This window comes from Roseivirga sp. E12, assembly GCF_017592825.1.
Lineage (GTDB): Bacteria > Bacteroidota > Bacteroidia > Cytophagales > Cyclobacteriaceae > Roseivirga.
In genome coordinates, this window is sequence record NZ_JAGFMD010000002.1 from 133,938 (window position 1) to 154,564 (window position 20,627).

Annotated in this window: 20 protein-coding genes; 12 read left to right on the top strand and 8 right to left on the bottom strand. The window is 40.0% G+C overall.

Features of this window, described 5'->3' with window-relative positions:
• Positions 1-41: 41 nt before the first annotated feature.
• Both J4E76_RS08210 and J4E76_RS08215 read right to left on the bottom strand, forming a co-directional pair.
• The gene (locus J4E76_RS08210) at positions 42-2,462 is read right to left on the bottom strand and encodes an ABC transporter permease (RefSeq protein ID WP_208503001.1); all 2,421 of its coding nucleotides are present in this window, start codon (positions 2,460-2,462) and stop codon (positions 42-44) included.
• Positions 2,463-2,754: 292 nt separating this feature from the next.
• Positions 2,755-3,852, bottom strand: coding sequence for an alanine racemase (locus J4E76_RS08215; RefSeq protein ID WP_208503002.1), 1,098 nt, complete (start codon positions 3,850-3,852; stop codon positions 2,755-2,757).
• Positions 3,853-3,970: 118 nt separating this feature from the next.
• Here J4E76_RS08215 and J4E76_RS08220 point away from each other — a divergent pair, with 118 nt between their 5' ends.
• Genes J4E76_RS08220 through J4E76_RS08235 form a run of 4 tightly spaced genes read left to right on the top strand, consistent with a single transcriptional unit; the run spans position 3,971 to position 5,533 of the window.
• Complete coding sequence (locus J4E76_RS08220; RefSeq protein ID WP_208503005.1) at positions 3,971-4,825, top strand: SPFH domain-containing protein; 855 nt, start codon at positions 3,971-3,973, stop codon at positions 4,823-4,825.
• 4 nt (positions 4,826-4,829) lie between these two features.
• Entirely contained in the window at positions 4,830-4,976 is a 147-nt protein-coding gene (locus J4E76_RS08225; RefSeq protein WP_208503007.1) for a hypothetical protein, read from the top strand.
• 1 nt (position 4,977) lies between these two features.
• Positions 4,978-5,148, top strand: a complete 171-nt coding sequence (locus J4E76_RS08230) for an Arc family DNA-binding protein (protein WP_208503009.1) — start codon at positions 4,978-4,980, stop codon at positions 5,146-5,148.
• Between the two features lies 1 nt (position 5,149).
• A complete protein-coding gene (locus J4E76_RS08235) occupies positions 5,150-5,533 on the top strand; it encodes an SdpI family protein (RefSeq protein ID WP_208503011.1) in 384 nt (127 codons plus the stop codon).
• Here J4E76_RS08235 and J4E76_RS08240 read toward each other — a convergent pair.
• Entirely contained in the window at positions 5,530-7,236 is a 1,707-nt protein-coding gene (locus J4E76_RS08240; RefSeq protein ID WP_208503012.1) for a glycosyltransferase family 39 protein, read from the bottom strand. The genes J4E76_RS08235 and J4E76_RS08240 overlap by 4 nt on opposite strands.
• 96 nt (positions 7,237-7,332) lie before the next feature.
• Here J4E76_RS08240 and J4E76_RS08245 point away from each other — a divergent pair, with 96 nt between their 5' ends.
• The 3 genes from J4E76_RS08245 (at position 7,333) to J4E76_RS08255 (ending at position 9,069) form a co-directional block, all read left to right on the top strand.
• Positions 7,333-7,713: a GtrA family protein gene (locus tag J4E76_RS08245; protein ID WP_208503014.1), complete on the top strand. Its 381-nt coding sequence runs from the start codon at positions 7,333-7,335 to the stop codon at positions 7,711-7,713.
• A 4-nt stretch (positions 7,714-7,717) separates the two neighbouring features.
• A complete protein-coding gene (locus J4E76_RS08250; RefSeq protein ID WP_208503016.1) occupies positions 7,718-8,302 on the top strand; it encodes a hypothetical protein in 585 nt (194 codons plus the stop codon).
• A gap of 131 nt (positions 8,303-8,433) precedes the next feature.
• Positions 8,434-9,069 (top strand): peroxiredoxin, encoded by a 636-nt coding sequence (locus J4E76_RS08255; RefSeq protein ID WP_208503018.1) that lies wholly within the window; start codon positions 8,434-8,436, stop codon positions 9,067-9,069.
• A 57-nt stretch (positions 9,070-9,126) separates the two neighbouring features.
• Here the strand turns inward: J4E76_RS08255 and J4E76_RS08260 are convergent, their stop codons facing one another.
• A complete protein-coding gene (locus J4E76_RS08260) occupies positions 9,127-9,831 on the bottom strand; it encodes a DUF4197 domain-containing protein (protein ID WP_208503020.1) in 705 nt (234 codons plus the stop codon).
• Positions 9,832-10,043: 212 nt separating this feature from the next.
• Here J4E76_RS08260 and J4E76_RS08265 point away from each other — a divergent pair, with 212 nt between their 5' ends.
• Both J4E76_RS08265 and J4E76_RS08270 read left to right on the top strand, forming a co-directional pair.
• Entirely contained in the window at positions 10,044-10,718 is a 675-nt protein-coding gene (locus tag J4E76_RS08265) for a hypothetical protein (RefSeq protein WP_208503022.1), read from the top strand.
• A 119-nt stretch (positions 10,719-10,837) separates the two neighbouring features.
• Entirely contained in the window at positions 10,838-11,203 is a 366-nt protein-coding gene (locus J4E76_RS08270) for a VOC family protein (RefSeq protein ID WP_208503023.1), read from the top strand.
• 35 nt (positions 11,204-11,238) lie between these two features.
• Here J4E76_RS08270 and J4E76_RS08275 read toward each other — a convergent pair whose 3' ends face one another.
• Positions 11,239-11,493: a hypothetical protein gene (locus J4E76_RS08275; protein ID WP_208503024.1), complete on the bottom strand. Its 255-nt coding sequence runs from the start codon at positions 11,491-11,493 to the stop codon at positions 11,239-11,241.
• Between the two features lie 129 nt (positions 11,494-11,622).
• On the opposite strand from J4E76_RS08275, the gene leuS reads away from it, so the two are divergent.
• Positions 11,623-14,406, top strand: a complete 2,784-nt coding sequence (gene leuS, locus J4E76_RS08280; RefSeq protein WP_208503026.1) for a leucine--tRNA ligase — start codon at positions 11,623-11,625, stop codon at positions 14,404-14,406.
• Between the two features lie 59 nt (positions 14,407-14,465).
• Here the strand turns inward: leuS and J4E76_RS08285 are convergent, their stop codons facing one another.
• From J4E76_RS08285 to J4E76_RS08295, 3 genes are all read right to left on the bottom strand, one after another.
• Complete coding sequence (locus tag J4E76_RS08285) at positions 14,466-15,371, bottom strand: hypothetical protein (RefSeq protein ID WP_208503028.1); 906 nt, start codon at positions 15,369-15,371, stop codon at positions 14,466-14,468.
• Positions 15,372-15,486: 115 nt separating this feature from the next.
• Positions 15,487-16,782: a hypothetical protein gene (locus J4E76_RS08290; protein WP_208503029.1), complete on the bottom strand. Its 1,296-nt coding sequence runs from the start codon at positions 16,780-16,782 to the stop codon at positions 15,487-15,489.
• Positions 16,783-17,023: 241 nt separating this feature from the next.
• Positions 17,024-17,872, bottom strand: coding sequence for a hypothetical protein (locus J4E76_RS08295; protein WP_208503031.1), 849 nt, complete (start codon positions 17,870-17,872; stop codon positions 17,024-17,026).
• Positions 17,873-18,023: 151 nt separating this feature from the next.
• Between J4E76_RS08295 and J4E76_RS08300 the strand changes: the two genes are divergently transcribed.
• Positions 18,024-19,157, top strand: coding sequence for a lycopene cyclase family protein (locus J4E76_RS08300; protein WP_208503033.1), 1,134 nt, complete (start codon positions 18,024-18,026; stop codon positions 19,155-19,157).
• Between the two features lie 13 nt (positions 19,158-19,170).
• Complete coding sequence (cls, locus tag J4E76_RS08305; RefSeq protein ID WP_208503035.1) at positions 19,171-20,625, top strand: cardiolipin synthase; 1,455 nt, start codon at positions 19,171-19,173, stop codon at positions 20,623-20,625.
• The last annotated feature ends 2 nt before the right edge of the window (positions 20,626-20,627 follow it).

Sequence of the window (20,627 nt, forward strand, 5' to 3'; positions counted from 1 at the left end):
CCCTTTTAAGAATCGCTCTTTTCGACTTTGTTCAATTAACCTTATTCTGTCCTTAGTGACTTCACTGGGTTGCTCACAGCAGCTTTTAAAGATTGATAACTCATTGTAATCAATGCGATAAATAATGAACCGAGAGCGGTCATTGCGAATATTGTCCAGCCAATAGAGGTTCTATATTCAAACCCCTGCAACCAATTGTTCATAGCATACCATGCCAACGGTGCTCCAAATATAAAGGCAATAAGAACCAGCTTGCCCATGTCTCGTGATAGCAAGAATACTATTTGCCCAACACTTGCTCCAAGCACTTTTCGAATGCCCACTTCTTTAATTCTATTTTCAGCTGTATAAGCAGCTAAACCGAATAACCCTAGACAAGCCACTACTATGGTCAGCGTAGCAAAAACACCGAAGATTTTTCCAAGTCTTTGTTCCGCGTCATACATTCTATTAAACCTGTCATCCAGAAATGATGTCTCGAAAGGTTGATTTGGAGCCAGCTCCATCCAACTCGACTCGAGTTTACCGAGCAGACCAGCATAATCGCGAGTATTAACCTTGAGGTTCAAAAGTCCAGTGCTATTACCCAATTGCAGTGCTAAGGGCCCTATTTTAGATTTAAGAGTTTGGTAGTGGAAGTCTTTGACTATTCCCACAATGGTAAATCCTTGTATATCGCCCTCGTTACTTACGAAGGTTCCAATGATCTTACCTAGTGGATCTCCTTCTATTTCAAGTTCTTTCAAAGCAGCTTCATTTATAATGATAGCGGTAGAATCCGTTGCAAAGTCTCTAGAGAAGTTTCGACCTTCGATTAAATCGATTCCAAGAGTTTCTAAATACTCATAGTCCACAGTCCAACTGCTCATAATAACCTGAGTACCCTCACTTGGTACTACACCATTGAAATAGAGGTTCATATTATTATTTGAAGGAGTAGGCAAAAAGCCGCTCAAAGAAGCTGATTTGACCTCAGGAAATGACTCTATCTTAGTCTTTAGTGCTGCCGTATTACCTCGCGCCAAATAAGCATCATTAACAATCAAAACCTGATCTCTATCAAACCCTAAATTCTTATTCTGAATGAACTCTAGTTGATTAAGAATTACCAGTGTACCAATTACTAAAAAGATAGAAGTACAAAACTGAATAACAACAAGCACACTTCTCAAAGCACCGCTCTTCATCCCATTACTTAAAGAGCCCTTTAAAACCGTAACTGGCTTGAAAGCAGATAGGAAAAAGGCTGGATAACTTCCCGCCAAAAAGCCAACTAATAAAACACCTGCGAATATAGAACCCAAGAAAAGTGGATTTTCAAAAGGGATAACCAATTGCTTTGCTGAAAGATCGTTAAAGAATGGCAGTGCGAGGTAAGCAATTCCAACTGCTAGTACGAATGAAATAAAACTGATCAAAATAGATTCAGCCAAGAACTGATAAATCAACTGTGACTTAACAGAGCCTAAAACCTTTCTTACACCAACTTCCTTAGCCCTGTGTGCCGATCGCGCGGTAGCTAGATTCATAAAGTTGATACAAGCGATTAGGAGAATGAAGAATGCAATAGCCGAGAAAATATAAACATAGCTCTTGTCACTATTGGCGTCTAGTTCTCCCTGTAAATCCGATGTCAAGTGAATATCAACCACAGGCTGTAAGGCAAAAGCTAAAGAAGACCCAGCCTGTTCCATCTCTTCCCATTCTATATTTAAGAACTTCTTTACTTCAGGACCAATATACTTTTTAAGCATATCTGGGAACTGTGCAGCCATTTTAGCCAAATCGGCACCTGGAGTCAATACCACATACGTCTGGAAGTTCATATTCATCCACATATTCTGGCGTGACTCGTCAAGCGTCAATAGTGAGCCAATCACATCAAAATCGAAGTGTGTATTTGAAGGTATATCTTTGTAAACTGCGGTAACACGATAATCCTTCGCCTGTCCGAATTCTACCTGTTGTCCTATTGCTTCCTGATCACCAAAGTACTTTTTGGCAGCCGTTTCGCTCATCATTAAAGATTTAGGAGCTGACAAGGCAGTGCTAGGGTCGCCACTAACGATAACAAGATCAAAGATGTCGATGACTGACTGATCAGCCCAAACGTACTTTTCTTCTTTAAAAATATTCTCTCCCGACCGGATGAATGGAGAGCCATTTTGTCTGAAGCGGACATATTCGATCACTTCAGGAAAATCTTCCACCAATGTTTTACCAACTACATCACCCACCACGGCTAAATCGAATGCTGAGCCATTTAAGGCCCCTGCCATTGTCAGTCGATAGGTGTTTTCTGAGTTGTCATAATATCTGTCATAACTAAGTTCGTCAGTTACAAACAAGACAATCAATAAGCAGCAGGCAATACCAATTGCTAAGCCGCTAATGTTCAAGATTGAATAGAATTTGTTACGCAGAAGGTTTCTGAACGCAACCTTTAGATAGTTTTTAATCATTGTTTTTGAGTTTGACCGTTGTGTTACAAAACTGTTAGAAGTATCACCTTATTAAAAAGCTATATCGGTAAACCATCGCTATCGATCGGTAAATGATCGAAAACACAGTTCGATGGTTCATTAGATTAGAAGTACCATTGGAATGTTGCAGGTTCCAGAAAAAATTAGTAAGTCTAAATCAGATTTCTCAAGAATAACAAGGATCAACTTCAATAATAAGGAGACACATATCACCTTCCTTTTGTGCAAGGACGACACGTATAGGAAAAAGTTAACAGAGAAATGAAAGCACTTACATATGTTCGAATTTCTGCCCAGACAAAGTGACGTACTCGTTCATCAAATTGGCTGTCAGACAAGAATGAATGGGGAGTATACCAATCACATCACCTACCTTGAGCGTATCAAAAAGCCGATCCGATACACTTAAAATTCCATGTTCTTGAGAAATAGAAACGAGTTTGGCTCCTGGAACTATGTTTGACCAACCGTCTTCTTGAAGAATTACCATCTCACCGAAAAACTTTTGCTCGCTTTCATCAAACAAGTGGTCTTTGGAGAAATGCACTGCACCACCATGAATTACAATCTCTTTTCTCTCATCGTTTTTTGCTACAATGGGGCAAGCTACAGCCACGGCTATATTAGATTCATCGCAGACATTGAGGTAATTCATCACCAAATCGTAGAACACAAAATTGCCCGGACCAATCTCATCCACACCTTTCATGTCCTCCACCACAGCACAGCCTGGCGTATCCCCCATCCGGATTACAACATCCTTACCTAAATCTGTCAGGTTGAGTCGCACTTCATTGACTTTCTCAATAGCATCTCTCCAAAGTGACTTAATGCGATCAATTGAGTCTTCATGATAGGTATTCCCAGGGTGACAGTATAATCCGTAAAACTTGGTATTATCTGACTTTGCCATTTCACTAGCAATTGCCCTGATTTCATCTATATGGTTAGTATTGACCCCTGACCGATGGTAGCCGGCATCTAGCTCAATAAACAAATCGACTGCCCCCACTAGCTCTTTACCCAAAAAGGACACCGTATCCACATCTGTAATCAAAAGCTTCACATTTACCCCTTGACTAATGAAACCGTTGATTACTCCTACCTCCAGTCTATTAAAAGGAAAGGCTACTGTAATATCTTGCCAGCCATGCTTCACAAAGTATTCTGCCATCAGCACCGAAGAAACAGTAATTGATCTTAAACCCTTTTTTCTAAAGTATTGAGCAACTTCTTTGGACTGATGCGTCTTAAAGTGAGGTACGAGTTTGACATTCAACCGATCGGCCTTTTCAATCATTGAATCAATATTCGACTCCATCTTTTTAAGGTCTAACAGGAGTGTTGGGCGGGTGATATTTTCAATCATGCCCGAAGGTAACATTAGTCTTAAAAACTATAAAGAAAGCAATGACCATAAAACCTTTTCAGAAGATCAGCGTATATTTGATATGATATCATTTTAATATCATTATAAATTTCTAATTATGCAGAAACACGAAACATCCTTTAAGCCAATGTCAGGATTTGGCATGCTTGCATTAGTTCTTTTAATATTCGCTGGTACCATTACCGGTTTAGCAATGACACGGAATGGCGAATACGGCTTGCTGTTTTTGTTGTTTTTCATTCTTCTGCCTGGATTTTTCGTCATTCAACCGAACAGATCAAGGGTCATGATCTTTTTTGGTAATTATAAGGGTTCGGTCAAGCAAAATGGCTTCTACTGGGTAAACCCTTTCTATGTCAAAAAGAAGGTATCACTAAGAGCCCACAACTTTGACAGTGAGCGTGTCAAGGTAAACGACAAATTAGGTAACCCAATCATGATCAGTGTTATTCTCGTTTGGCAGGTAGAAGATACATTCAAAGCTGCTTTTGATGTAAATGACTATGAGCACTTTGTTCGAGTGCAGTCAGATGCTGCTGTTAGAAAGCTTGCCAATACTTTTGCTTATGACAATTTTGAGGATGACTCTGAAATAACCCTTAGGTCGGGAATGGAAGAGGTCAATCATGATTTGGAAGAAGAGTTGACCGAACGATTAGCGATAGCCGGTATCAAAGTGATAGAAGCTCGTATTGGTTACCTAGCCTATGCCGAAGAAATCGCTAGTGCTATGCTACAGCGTCAGCAAGCAACAGCCATTGTTGCCGCCCGTTTCAAAATAGTAGAAGGCGCTGTGGGCATGGTTGAAAGTGCACTTGAAGAATTAAACAAGAAAGAGATTGTTGATCTTGATGAGGAGAAAAAAGCGGCAATGGTTAGTAACTTGATGGTCGTTTTATGTTCAGACAAGTCTGCCTCACCTATTGTAAATGCAGGCACTTTAAATCATTAGAATCATGCAATACAAGCTTATAACCAAAGGCCCTTTTGAAGGGGTCGAGAAATTCGAAAAAAGACTGAACGAGTTATCCGCCCAAGGTTGGCGAGTAATTACCAACATGAGTCAAGGAGCTCACCTGGTCTTAGCTAAGGACAAATATTAGTATGGCCAAGAAAAAACCATTTGTACTACGCCTTGATCCAGAACTCTTATCTGCAGTCGAAAAATGGGCTGCAGATGAGTTTCGTAGTACCAATGGGCAAATGGAATGGATCGTAAATAAGGCTCTGAAAGAAACAGGAAGGCTTAAGAAAAACAGAAAAAACGAGGAGTGACATGTCAAATTCAGAATTAATAATGGTGCATTCTATACTGGCTTTTTCATCCATATTAATCGGAACACTCGGAAAGCTAGTCAGACCTGAGAAACCCAACGGTATGATGGGCTATCGTACCAAGCGATCAATGAAGAGTCAAGAGGCCTGGGACTTTTCTAACGAATATGCTGGTAATTTGATGATGTGGACATCAATTGTCACTATAACACTTCAAATATTTGCCTATTTTGTCCTAGATGCCATGATTTCAATTTATGTAGTCTTAGGTGCTGTAACACTCAGCATGTTTGTGGTGATGGGATTGACTGAGTACCAACTCGCTCAGCGATTTGATAGAGAAGGCAAACCTAAATCCATCTCTCAAATAAAGGACAGGTTTTAGTCTATAGTAACTTTTACCTTACGACTATTAATTGGAGGCTCTATTTCTCCAACTTGAATAGAAAAACGAATATCAAAATCACCTTCGAGATCTGGGATCATCAAGCTCACACTGTGGGTTTGCTCCTGCCCTTCCTGCATCTTTCCTGTAAGTACGGTAAGCTGCTGCTTTCCAACGGGCTTTAACCCTTTGAGATAATGAACATTCAATACTACTTGTCGGTCGCCAGCATCGGCAAAATTGACCTCTCGCTTGTATTTATTAATCAATATCAGGTTTAAATCGACTTGCTCACCAGATTTGAAATCATAGTGCTTCTCACCATCCTCAATTTCGATCCAAACATTACGATAGCTTCTAAAATTCTCAATGGTCCTATAGTGAATCCCTTTCCTTATTTCAGTGAAATAGTCATCATAATTAATTGTATCTCTAAACCTGTTGATTTGGAATACTGTCTTACCCTGAAGGTTCTCTTCTAGGGGAAGTAAATCGTGATGTGTCTCTCTATAGTCGAATGTATTATAGCAGTGGACAATATCCTTAGTCAAGTAGGCATAGCGTGAAGATCTCTCATAGTGGTTATTGAACATGATGGGCAAGCCTCCGCTCAATTCTTGAATCTCATTAGCCCAAGTGTCCCAATTGTGGAGCACATCCCAACCTTCAGTCCATTTTTTAGGAAAGAAATCATACGCTAAGTAAATACGGGCTGGAATGACAATGATAATAGACACAATTGAAAGTCTGATCAATAACTTCTTCCAACCTTCATTCTTACTAATATATTCATGCCCCAATAACATGAAAGGAACAGACAACACACTTGTCCAATGCTTATGAAACTCCACTTTGAAAGTCGATACTAAGAAGAAGATCAACACACCGACAATTGTAAACTTCAAAGCCCTATTGAAATCAGAACCTGTCTTGTTTTTATAACTAGCAGCCAGCAGAGACACACCCACCAGCGGACCAAAGACTAGAGGCTGAACTCCGAGATAGTAGGCTATATTTTCCCAACTAAAGCCCATATCGATTCGGTTGTACAGGTGGAATTTTATAGTCGCAAAATCGTTCATATACTGCCAATAAGTATGAGGCAGCATCAGCAGAACCGTAAACACAACGGTCATCCAGAAAGTCTTTCTGGTGAGTAATTTCACATTGGATAGTACTGTAAAGAACACCACCAAAATTCCATGATGTTTACTCATCAAAATCAAGGCAATGGACAGGGCCAAAAAGGCCACAGTCTTCAAACTATCCTCTTTCAAATACTGCTTATAGAAGTAGTAGAATAGTGCCACACCGAGTATTAAAGGCACATCCGTCTTTACCATATAGGAACCAACATGCACGGAAAGCATTGCGACAAAAATCCATATCAGAAGTTTCGTATCTCGCTTTTCAGTGGTCTTCCACACCACCAACATAGTGAGTATGTTAATGATGAGCACCCCTAACCTCAACCCTAGTGGATTTGGCATAAGCCAATAGCCAGGTGCTGTCACTACACCAACCATGGGCGGGTGATCTAGATAACCCCAATCTAGGTATTGTGAGAATAACCAGTAGTAGGCCTCCTCTCCATTAACCTCTGTGAAATAATTTTGGATTAAGCCGATAACAAACCAGACTGCTAAAAAAGTATAAAAGAGCTTGTTGGATTGATGGTTGGTTGATTGCTGATTGAGGGACATTTTTGTGTTTCAGTAAGGACACAAAAGTAAGGCTTTTCAAGAAATCAAAATAGTTCAGCATATTTGCACAACACCATTTATTCGCGAACGCATCTAATGCTTGAATTAGGCTTTAAATTTTTTCGGTTTTGCCTTGTCGGTCTTTCCGGTATGGCCATTGACTATGGCATTACTTTTTTGGGTAAAGAACGCTTAAAGGTCAATAAGTACGTAGCGAATGGAGTCGGTTTTCTCTGTGCGGCCACCTCGAATTTCTTTTTCAATAAGTTCTGGACTTTCAATGATCAGAATCCTGATGAATTGATCCAATACTCCAAATACTTGAGTTTCGCTCTCATTGGACTTGGCATTAACACTTTCATCATCTATCTATTGATCAACAAGAAGGACATGAATTTCTATTGGGCAAAGCTGATCGCCATTGCAGTAGTCGTTCTTTGGAACTTCATAGCCAATTATAATTTCACCTTCATCTAGCCATATGAGAAGACCACTGATCATTCTGGCATGTATTTTTATGTCCACACTAGCATTTGCTCAAACTGTAAGGTCAAGAGGTTTAGAGACGGTAGGCATTGGGGTTCAGCGTTACCCTGCAGGCACTATTGTGAACCTTAGGTCTGCATGGAAAATTTCTACTAGATCAGTGCTCATGGGGAAACTTGGGTATAATATGGCCAAGAGAAAAGACTTCGGGAAACATGACAATGAAGAAGGTGGTGGACCAGGGTTTACATTGGCCTACAAACGATATTTCAAAACGGGTCTTTCAGGTTGGTTCATTGAAGGAAGAGCAAGTATGTGGTTTCTCGACATTGACTGGAGAGATGACCAGCCTTCCATATCTGGCAATACGGATATCAGTGTAGTACAGCCTACCGCTGGTATTGGTTATGACTTTCTACTAAACGACAAGATGAAGCTAGGCTTGATTGCTGCGTTCGGATATGAATTAAACGTAGTGACAAGTGGCGAACCTGTGGGAGAAGGTGGTATATCTTTAATTGGTTTCTCTTTCGCTTATAAATTAGGTTCCAAGCGATCTTCTCAGGCAGCTAGAAACTGAAAGAGACTTTCGTCATTGCCACGAGCCATTTAAAAAATAATTCCAAGTATCTTCTTTTTAGACCTGAATAGCCGAACCATTAAAAAATTTGGATCGTTATCAGTTCATATTTAAACCATAAACAAAACACTATGAGTATTAGACTAGGTGATATAGCTCCGGACTTTAAGGCCGAGACTACAGAGGGCACCATCAATTTTCACGAGTGGCTTGGTGATGACTGGGGAATGCTATTCTCACACCCTGCTGATTATACACCCGTATGCACTACTGAATTGGGTAGAACAGCACAATTGAAAGATCGCTTTGCCGCAAAAAATGTAAAAGTATTAGCAGTATCTGTAGACGGGTTAGCTTCTCATAAAGGGTGGATCAATGACATTAATGAGACACAAAACACTACTGTGAACTTTCCGATTATTGCAGATGCCGACAGAAACGTTGCAAACCTGTATGACATGATTCATCCAAATGCAGATAATACTTTAACTGTTAGGTCGGTATTTATCATTGGACCAGATAAGAAGGTAAAGTTGACACTTACTTACCCTGCTTCTACCGGTAGAAACTTTGATGAATTATTGAGAGTGATCGATTCATTGCAATTGACAGCAAACTACAGTGTTGCAACACCAGCTGATTGGCAAGATGGTGAAGATGTTGTAGTCGCACCGTCTATTCCTACAGAAGACATCCCTGAAAGATTTCCGAAAGGACATAAGGTGATTAAGCCATATTTGAGGACTACCCCTCAGCCTAATAAGTAGGACAAAAAAGGCCTTTCCCAATCAATAGGAAAGGCCTTTTTTCTAGTTCCTAGATTCTTATTTAAATACCTTCTTCAATAGTTCAGAAGTTCTCGCTGCCGGATTCTGTCTAATGTTAAGCTCTTCCTTAGCAATCATCACAAACAGCCCATCAATTGCTTGTTGAGTAACATAGGCTGTCAAATCTGTTTCCACTTTCCTGACCAAAGGTAATTTGTTGTACTTAGTCATAACATCACTCCAATACTTAGTGGCGTTTACCTTGTCCAATGAAGATTTGATAATAGGACTGAATTTAGAGGTTAAGTCATCAGTGGTTTGACCTTTTAAAAACTGAGTACCGGCATCTTGCTTACCACTTACTATGTTAAGCGCATCGTTTATGGTTAGGCCCTTAATCGCTGCTACAAAGATGTCTTTAGCTTCAACAGCCGCATCCTCAGCTGCACGGTTTAAGGACTCAATGGCCTTATCTACCTCATTTCCTAACCCAATCGCTCTCAACTTACTCTCAACATTCTTAGCATCAGGTGGTATTGGTATCTTGATCTCTGGATTACCATAGTAACCATCTAATTGAGAAAGCAGATCTACTCCTTTCCCTGTGCCTTGAATAAAAGCCTCTTTTAGGGCATCGGCAGCCTCCTCTTTTGTAAATCCACCCTTTCCACCCAGAAGACCTTTGGCCTTTTTCAGAAGTTGAGCTTCTGCAGAACAACTAAACAGTAAAACAAAGGAGAAGAGTATAGATAGTTTTTTCATGTTGATGTGCTTTTCAAATAGGTAACGCAATTGAGGGCAAAAAGCTCATGAAGTAAGTGTTATTTTTTGTAAACATGACAATGAAGCATACATCCACAGGTCTCATTGATCATGAGGCCATGAAATAATATATTACTTTTAACTAAATGATCTTTATAGGATCAACTACCCCAATTGCCATAGAAATTCGAATTAAAAATTACCTTGAACCCATGACCCAACTGAAGCTCCTCCTGACCACGTTTTTGCTATTTGCCAACACAATATTTGCCCAATGCCAAGAAAATAATTGTGATAGGCACACCAAGTTTGGAGATGTCAATTTATGCCTAGCTAAGATCGAAGGATATCAAGAAGCCTATTCGATCCCCTTAGTAAAAGAACTTGCTGACGGAACTGAAGTACCAGCAAACACAGTACTTGGTTTCTACCTAAATGACGAAACCTATCAAAGGGCAAATGAACTCGGGCAATTTGAGTTCGATGATTACTTCAAGATATACGGAACAAAACAGTTGATGAATTATAAGGCGAATAAAGAATCTCTCAAAGAGATGTATGCTGTCTTATCAGATAACTTTTTCACAAAAAACTGGGACACAATGGAAAAAGAGGTAGACAAAATAAGCCAGGGAATCGAAATTGGAGTGCCAATAGTTATTAAGTCATACTATACTAGTGAGAACTCTTTCACCTATGTGATGATAACAAAATACCAGCCTGAAGGACAAGAACCTTATTCCTTAGCCATGACCATGAATGGAATGGTAATACAAGAACGACTAATATGGATGGCATACTACCTTAATTATGAAGGTGAAGAAACCATAGCTACGCTTCAAAGTAATTCTGATAGAATAGTCAGTACCATCTTAAAGAACAACTAGCCTATATCTCACATATTCAGCTAAGCAATAACCGTTAGACCAGAAGCGAGCCTATTTCTTGATTTCAATCAAGGTCATTTTACAAACCAAACCCTTTACTTGCAGAGTAAACAAAGCCCATGAAACACGTTGCTAAGTCCATCAGAGCCTTTATTGGAGCAAAGAATTTTGACGAATCAAGAGCCTTTTATAAGGAGTTAGGGTTCGAAGAATCGGTAATAGCCCATAACATGTCGCTTTTCCGTGTTACTGATACCCTCGCCTTCTATTTACAAAAAGCCTATGTCCGGGACTGGGTAGACAATACCATGCTCTTTTTGGAGGTGGACGATGTCGACAGATATTGGAAAGAACTCACTGAATTAGGACTTGATGAGAAGTACGAGAAAGTTAAACTCACTCCAATAAGGGTTGAAAGCTGGGGTAAAGAGTGCTTCCTGCATGACCCTTCTGGAATACTCTGGCATTTTGGTCAGTTTAATTAAACTGAGTAATTCTCAGTCGGAAGAATTGAATAGACCTACTTATCAGCCTCAGTGACCAGCATCACCTTTTGGTTTTCGGTAATGGCATCTACCATTCGGGTATAACTCACACGCTCGCCTGATTTCTTAGAGACATAGAAATATTCTTGTCCTTCAAGTTCTACGGTACATTCTCCCAGTTCATAACGAAGTGACTTTACAACAGCTCCCTCCACTATTGGGTTGTTATTTAAGTCAAGTAATTTGGGAAGTGGCTTTTCCTTGGGTTTCTTTTTAAACAGTCCGAACATAGATACTTGTTAATCTGCCAAAGATAATCGCTTGGCAGTAAATCAGATGATAATTACCAAAAATCATTTCTAAAGGCACTAAAAACACTATTTTTGCAGACTTTAAACAAGAAAATCGGTTAAGCGGTAATGGCTGAATACAATCATCGTGAAATAGAGCCTAAGTGGCAGGCATATTGGACGGCAAAAGAGACTTTTAAAGCAAACAAGGACACCTCAAAACCTAAGTTCTACGCACTGGATATGTTCCCATATCCATCAGGAGCTGGTTTACATGTGGGGCATCCGTTGGGCTACATTGCCAGTGATATTGTTTCTCGCTTCAAAAGAAACCAAGGTTTCAATGTATTGCACCCAATGGGCTTTGATGCTTTTGGCCTCCCTGCTGAGCAATATGCTATTCAAACGGGGCAGCATCCTGCAATTACTACCAAAGAAAATATTGCTCGCTACAAAGAGCAACTGAAGAATATTGGTTTTGCTTTTGACTGGGACAAAGAAGTACAGACTTGCGATCCATCTTATTACAAGTGGACACAGTGGATCTTCATGCAAATCTTTAACAGCTGGTACAACCACGACACCTCTAAAGCAGAGCACATTGACACATTAATAGAAAGATTCTCAACGTCTGGCAATGCTGGAATCAACGCAGCTTGTGATGACGATATCCGGGAATTCTCTGCAGACAAATGGAATAATTGGACTGAACAAGAGCAACAATATATGTTGCTTAAATATAGGCTGACTTACCTCTCAGAAACGGCAGTAAACTGGTGTCCAGAGTTGGGAACCGTTTTGTCAAATGACGAAGTGAAAGATGGCTTCTCCGAAAGAGGTGGTTTTCCTGTAGTTAGAAAGAACATGAAACAATGGAGCATGCGCATTACTGCTTATGCCGAAAGATTGCTTCAAGGCCTGGAAACCATTGATTGGTCAGAGCCCTTGAAAGAAATGCAGCGCAATTGGATTGGAAAGTCCATTGGTGCAGAATTAAGGTTTCAGGTAGAAAACTCGGATATCGAGATAGAAGTCTTCACGACCAGAATCGATACAATTTTCGGAGTGACATTCTTGTCATTAGCCCCCGAAAGCGATTTAACAAAGGCCTTGACTACTCCAGAGCAGAAGGAAGCTGTTGAACAATATGTTGAGCAAGCCTCCAATAGGTCTGAACGTGATCGCATGACAGATGTCAAGTCCATTTCGGGTGTTTTTACCGGAAGCTACGCGACCAACCCATTCAATGGAGAAAAGGTGCCGATTTGGGTAGCTGATTATGTATTGGCCGGCTATGGAACTGGTGCCGTGATGGCTGTACCTTGCGGTGACCAAAGAGATTATGACTTCGCCAAGCACTTTGACTTACCGATCGTTCCCGTGATCAAAGGCGCTGACATCAGTGAGAAAGCTGACGCCACCAAAGATGGCGTGATGATCAATTCTGGATTTTTGGATGGCCTTTCTTGCAAAGACGCGATCTCAAAAGCGATCGAATTCGCTGAGGAAAAAGGTGTAGGTAAAGGGAAGATCAATTACCGTATTAGAGATGCTATCTTCGCACGTCAGCGCTATTGGGGAGAACCTGTACCTGTTTACTTCAAAGATGATACTCCATACTTGGTAAACGAGAAAGACCTGCCCGTTATCCTACCAGAAATTGACAAGTACTTACCTACCGAAGATGGTGATCCACCATTGGGCAGAGCAGAGAACTTTACTTACTCACCTAAGGGTGATGATAAATCATATCCACTAGAACTAAGTACAATGCCAGGCTGGGCAGGATCTAGTTGGTATTGGTATCGATATATGGATGCACACAATGAAGACGCATTAATTGACAAAGAAGTACAAGAGTACTGGGAAAATGTAGACCTATACATTGGTGGATCAGAACATGCTACGGGTCACCTCCTCTACTCACGATTCTGGAATAAGATTTTGTTCGATTTGGGCTTTGTCAATCAAGAAGAGCCCTTCAAAAAGTTGATCAACCAGGGAATGATCCAAGGGCGATCGAATTTTGTCTACCGAGTCAAAGGAGAGAATAAATTCGTGTCTTTCGGATTGAGAAAAGAATACGAGACTACAGCTATTCATGTAGACGTAAGCCTTTGTCGAAATGATGTATTGGACACCGAAGGCTTCAAAAAATGGAGACCAGATTTAGCTGATGCCGAATTCATTCTAGAGGATGGAAAATACATCTGTGGCTGGGAAGTCGAGAAGATGTCTAAATCCAAATACAATGTCGTTAACCCTGACGAGATCATTGAGCGATACGGAGCTGACACCTTAAGGCTATACGAGATGTTCTTGGGTCCTTTGGAACAATTCAAGCCTTGGAACACCAATGGCATTGATGGTGTCAATAAGTTCTTACGTAAGCTCTGGCGACTTTTCCACGATGAGCAAGGCAATTTGAACCTATCAGATGCCGAGCCTTCTAAAGATGAGTTAAAGTCATTGCACAAGGCCATCAAAAAGGCACAAGAAGATATTGAACGTTATTCCTTCAATACTTCGGTCAGTACTTTTATGATCTGTGTGAATGAGTTGTCGGCTTTGAAATGCAATAACGAAAGCATTCTCAAAGACCTGATCGTGATCATTTCTCCTTACGCTCCTCACATTACCGAAGAGCTTTGGTCCTTGCTTGGACATGAAGAGAGCATCATCAATGCCGATTATCCAACCTTTGATCCAGCTTACTTAGTAGAAGACTCTATTGAGTACCCAGTGATGGTCAATGGTAAGATGCGTGCTAAGATTCAATTAGGTGCTGATTTGGGTAAAGATGAGATAGAAGCCGCTGCTTTGGCGAATGAAAACGTACAGAAATGGCTTGAAGGCAAAACGCCTAAAAAAGTGATCGTTGTGCCTAAAAAGATTGTTAACCTAGTAGTTTAAAATAGTAAAAGCGAGCTCCGTACAAGCTCGCTTTTTCATTCAACCAAAAGAACGCACTACTATATTCCTGAGCCAACTCTGGCCATAAATCTTTTTGATCGCTCACCTCTGATACCAGGTAGGCTTATTGTGAAATTGATATTTCCCTTAATTCTAGCTTTCAAGTTGACTAGTTCAGGAAAGCCGTCAAAAAAGCTCATTTTCCGATTGACAATATCTTTCTCAGATGGCGCATCGGCCAAGACATAGGTCGCAAATGATTCAGCTATATCTTCTCCCGGATTTGTTGCGGCATATTCAGTAACAAACCTGTCTTGATACTTATTGTAAAACGCGAATAGGGCTCCAAAATCCTGTTGATCAATACTTTGAAGTTCTCCATAGATATCCGCCCAAAACTGATTATAGAACTGATTGATATAAGAATCTGTGTTACTACAGCCCTCACCCGTATGAAAACTGCTACAGCCACTATTGCCAACATTTACCTGATTATTATCTAAAGTGAGCAGGTGAGCAATTTCATGTATAGATGTATAAGCGCTCTCGCCAGGAACAAACTGGTTATTATCATCCCAGATAAAATCGAGGTTATGCCCCATTATCCAAAGACTCAAATCATTATCATTAATTGGGGATACGTATGCCGCAGTTCCATCATCAGGATCTGCAAACAGCTCGAGTTCTTTCATTACCTGACGGGCATCCGAAGGGATTAGATTGGTAAAGAAGTTCCAGAATTCGTTTTGCCTTGTTTGGTTATAAAAACCACTAGCTGCCGGACCACTTTCGATTAGGGAGAGGGTATTTCCAGATACTGAGTACCTGGCAACTAGGCCAGAACTCTTGGTTTGGTCAGCCTGATCATTAGGATATTCATCGTCCTCATCCTCTCTATCACAACTGACAATAGAAACGCTCAATAGCGCAAAAAATAAGAATAGTAAGTGCTTTGTAAATTTCATGGCTTCAATGTTTACAGATGAATCCGTAACCCATTGAAATACCCTACCCTATTTAAAAAAAAATTTCAATCCTGCTCGACACAGACCTAATGTTACCGAGGTCCATCTAGTCCTATCAAAGATTATATCCCAATAGGAAATAATATCTTTTTGTATCAGATGCCAAATCACGCACTCCATGTAAACTACCACTTAACTCAAGTCGAGTCTCAAAGGTTAACTTTTCTCGAATTGTTACACCCAACCCCATCACTCTGGCCGCATATGAACTGAAAAATTGATCCGGATCGACTAATCTGGTAGTTCGTTCAAAATCTCTGGAGCTGGTAATAGTTCTTATCATTAATTCGTCTTCATCAACGGATAGAGATCCTATTGAGAAACCTCCCTTAATAAACAGTTTAACCTTACCTAATTGCATGTTAAATCTTGGTAAAAAATTGAATCGTATAGAAGTATACTTAATCGAAGAAGTGAGCATGGTTGTAGCGAGCGCTGTTGTTGTTGTGCTTTCTCCATCGGAGCTAAACGTGGTGTATAATAGAGAAGACTCAAGTGATAGACTTCCACTTCTCACAAGATCAAGATTCAGCCCAATGCCAATTGCAATCCCTGGTGTAGGGTCATACTTCAATGCGAGAATTGACGCATCAGGTGAGGATTGATTATTTGTACCATCAGAAAAACTGATTTCATTCAATGTCATCCCGACTAGAAAAGAAAGCTCTGGTTTCTTTCTAAAGGCTGCATTAAAAAAAGAAATTTCAGTATTCTCAGCACATGTTGTGTATTCTTTAAAAATAGATACTAACCGCTTCTGATTGTAGTTTGCCTTTTGCAGAAGCGAGGTGATTTTCGGACAGTCAGTGAGGTATGATTCTAACTGATCTCTATAATCATTAATTGAACTCCTAACGATTTCATTCTTCACATTAAGGCCACTATATAGGCCATAGTTTAATAACTCTGTCTCGCCTTCGCGATCAATAAAAAACCTTGTTATGCCTAGCTCATCAGTATGTACATATAACGTTTTGGATCCACCCACTAGTTTTTGAAGAAACACCCAAACCTTCTCATCATTTGAATCTGGGAGCCCATCAAAAACACTGCCCTTACCAATTGCACTGTTGAGTACCGCTTCTTTGGACACAAATGAATTATTCTCAAATTCAAATCCCTGAATATCATCTGGCGCGAACTCGCGAACTTCTCCTGATTCAGATTCCTTAAACTCAACCCTTACAGAAGTACTACTTTTATAATCATACTTAACTAAACCGCTTATTGGAGCACCTTCCTTAGGGAAAAGAACGCCTGGTTTAAACTCAAATTTTTGAGCTAAAGCGCTGGAAACAAACACATTAGTTAATAAAAATAAGAGAATGAAAATTCGTGTTATAGTGGACATATTCTAAATATTATTCAATATCTTCAAATATAATTTACTTCTACATAAGTAGCCTCATAAAAATAGGCTTATACCAACCACTCATAAAAAAACATCTATTATAAACCGAAGGCCTTCTTAGATAACTAAAGTGATTTCACACTAGCCTATTGACAATCAACCATTTTTATGGAGAGTTTATTTGAAAAAGAAATCAGATGTCTAAAAAACTGTTATCCAGTCTTTGATCTTGTAAAGTATCTTATTGAGTTTTTTCATCCGGAATCAAGCCTTCATTATTCTCATCTTTGGCCTTCTTCTTACGCTCTTTCTTAGGCTTAGGTGGCTTGTTTTTCTTTTTGAATAGACCGAAGAGTCCTTTCTTTTTAGCAACCGTATCCGTTGCCAATGTATCATATCCAAAGTCCATCAAACCGGTGGTGTCAGACAAGTCTTCGATTTTGGCTTCTTCAATTTTTAAGAAGTACTCCTGAAATCTTTTATTGTAAGCCTCTTGTTCTACGTTAAAACCACCTCGGAGAATCGGGGCATACTGTACTTGAATGGCAGGTGGTAGGACCATCATCTCCTCCATCAACCTGGTATGAGTTGTTGTATCCGAACTATTTAATATTGCTTTGACCAAAGAATCATATTCGGTACGATTAAAATGAATCAACTTAGACTCTAGGTTATCCAATTTATAGAATGGACGCTTTTTAACGATACGATCAAAGAGGTATGGGTTTTCCAGTACTGGTTTTTCCCTACCATTAAATACTTTGGCCCAGAGTTTCTCTTTCCTCCTGTTTTCATAGGTGAAACCAGCTTTTTCAAAAGAGTGAATCCGACCACTCTGAACTCTAAAGCCTCTTCCCTTGGTCCCGTTGATGAATTTCTCCATAAGCGTATCGCCATCCGCCTTGTAGCGAAAACCAAGTGGCCTTTTAGGTACCGTATCACCTTCGAAGACAGTAAATAGTGAATAGAGTCCGTCTTGTTCCTTTTGGTCAAAGACAAAAGCGGACTGATATGCTGGGCACATCGTTTGTACTGTACACGAAGACAACAGGCATATAGCCAGTAGACTTATGAAGATTGTTTTGTTCATTCGATTTCCCCCAAAGGGGGCACAATATTACTAAGTTTTCAAAACGATTAATTAAAATCGACCTGAAGATTTATTTAACATAGCATTAACCAATATGGTTATCACCCATACAAACTGAAATGATTGATAATCATTGTAAGTTTATTGACTAATGAAGCAATACGATTATATAGTTGCCGGAGCGGGTGCCGCTGGGCTTACCCTGGCTTATGTGTCGAAGAATAAGCAGAATTTTGATAAGTCAATCCTGATTATTGATAGGGAAGATAAGTCAAAAAACGATAGAACGTGGTGCTTCTGGGAAAAAAACGAGAACCTCTTTGAGCATTTGGTCCATAAATCATGGAAGCACGCCTCTTTTTTTGGGACTGGTTTTAACGAGACTTACGAAATCGATCCTTACTCATATAAGTTGATTCAGGGTATTGATTTCTATGAATACATCAAGAAGTCTTTATCTCAAGACGATCGGATTACTTGGGTAAAAGAAGAAATCCAGTCCATAGAATCAAGTGGCAAGGTAATTACAGATCAGAATGAGTATCTAGGCAGTATTGTCTTCGACAGTACTTTCAATCATCAGGAACTCCAGCAAAAACCAGTCACTACCCTTTTACAGCACTTTAAGGGCTATTTCATCACGTCCGAATCTCCAGCATTCAACCCTGATGCCTGCACCTACATGGACTTCAGCATTGATCAGGAGGGTGATTGTCGTTTTGGTTATGTACTACCCTTCGATGCACACAATGCATTGGTAGAATATACTGTGTTTAGTAAATCACTACTAAAAGAAGATCAATACACAGATCGACTGGAGACTTACGTCAAAAGGCTAGGCATAACCAATTATAAGGTCAAGGAAGAAGAGTTTGGCGTTATCCCTATGACAGACTACAGTTTTCAAATGAGAGTCAGTGAAAACGTGATCAGGATAGGCATCAATGGTGGCTTCGCAAAACCTTCCACCGGCTATACCTTTCTGCGCGGGCAGAAGATCATTACTAAGATGGTCGACAATCTGTCTAAAGGAATTGACCCTTTGAAGGATTTGCCTTTTCAAAAAGCCAGATTCAAAAAGTATGACGCTACCTTATTGAATGTATTGGCTTCTGGTAAATACACAGGAGACGAGGTTTTCACACCTATGTTTAAGAAAAATGGTGCGAAAGCCTTTTTCAAATTTCTCGATGAGGAAACATCCCTCAAGGAAGAACTCAAGATTATGTCTTCCACACCAATTCTGGATTTTGGTACAGCATTTATAAAATCTATGTTGAAGTAGGCTATCTTTAGGTATGCTTGGCGTTTGGGAAATCATCTCACCATACATACTTCCGCTGTACTACGTCATCATCTTTTTTGTGGTGATCAACCTACTGCTGGAGAATAGAAACCCACTCAAAACACACTCCTACCTACTGCTTTTATTATTACTACCAATCGTTGGAGTGCTGATTTATTTCTTCTTTGGGCAGCATCAAAGAAAAAGAAAGGTCTTTGCCAAGCGAGGTTTAATAAATCAGGCTTTCGGACCGCTATATGCTCAAGAACATCTTGACCAAGAGACAAAATTAGGCCCTGATGTGATCAGACCTTATGGTCAATTCGAGAAGCTGATTCGTTTTTTGAAAAACGATTTATCTCCTCTCACCTTTAATAATAAGGTGACGGTATTGAGGAATGGGGAAGAAAAATTTCCAGTCATGATGAAGGCATTGAAAAATGCCAAAGACCATATACACCTAGAATACTATATTTTCGAAGACGATGCCATAGGTGCCGAACTGGCTGAAGCCCTAATTCAGAAAGCACAAGAAGGCGTGGAAGTGCGAATGTTGGTAGATGGCGTGGGGTCTCTAGCTCTGAAAAAGAGTTTCTTCAAAAGGTTGAAGGCAAGTGGGATTCAGTTGGTTGAATTTATGCCGGTCCTCTTCCCGTCCTTTACAAGTAAGATTAACTATCGAGATCACAGAAAAATACTCATTGTTGATGGGAAAATCGGCTTCACCGGGGGCATCAATGTAAGCGACCGATACATCAACAACGGAAGTCATCCTGAATACTGGCGCGACACCCACCTTATGATTGAAGGTGAAGCGGTTAAAACATTACAGTTCCTCTTCTTTTTAAACTGGCAGTTTGTTATTCAGCACGAACTAGAAAACCAGCAGAAGTACTTCCCGGAATTCTCAAATTCTGGAGGTCATTGTGTACAGATTAATGCAAGTGGTCCAGACTGGGAACTAGCCAGTATAATGGATTCATTCCTAATTGCTATTACTTCAGCGCGATCAGTAGTAAGAATCGCCACTCCATATTTTATACCTACGGAAAGCATCCTTGATGCAATTACAACCGTATCGAAGAGTGACGTACGAGTTGAACTAATGATTCCTTATGAGTCGGACTCTTGGATTGTACAAGCCGCTTCGCTTTCTTTTATAGAAGAGCTTTTGGAAGCAGGTATTCACATTTACTACTATCAAAAAGGATTCCTTCACTCTAAAGTGATCATGATAGACAAGACTTTTGCCTCAGTAGGCACTGCCAACATGGATTACAGGAGTTTTGACTTGAATCATGAAGTAAATACTTACTTGTACGATGAGGATCTGGTAGAAACTCTTCATGATCAGTTTGAAGAAGACAAGTTGGAATGCATCCAAATAACCCTTGAAGACTGGCGAAAGCGTGGTCTTAGACAGAAATTGAAAGAGTCCGTCTGTAGACTTTTAGCACCTTTACTTTAATT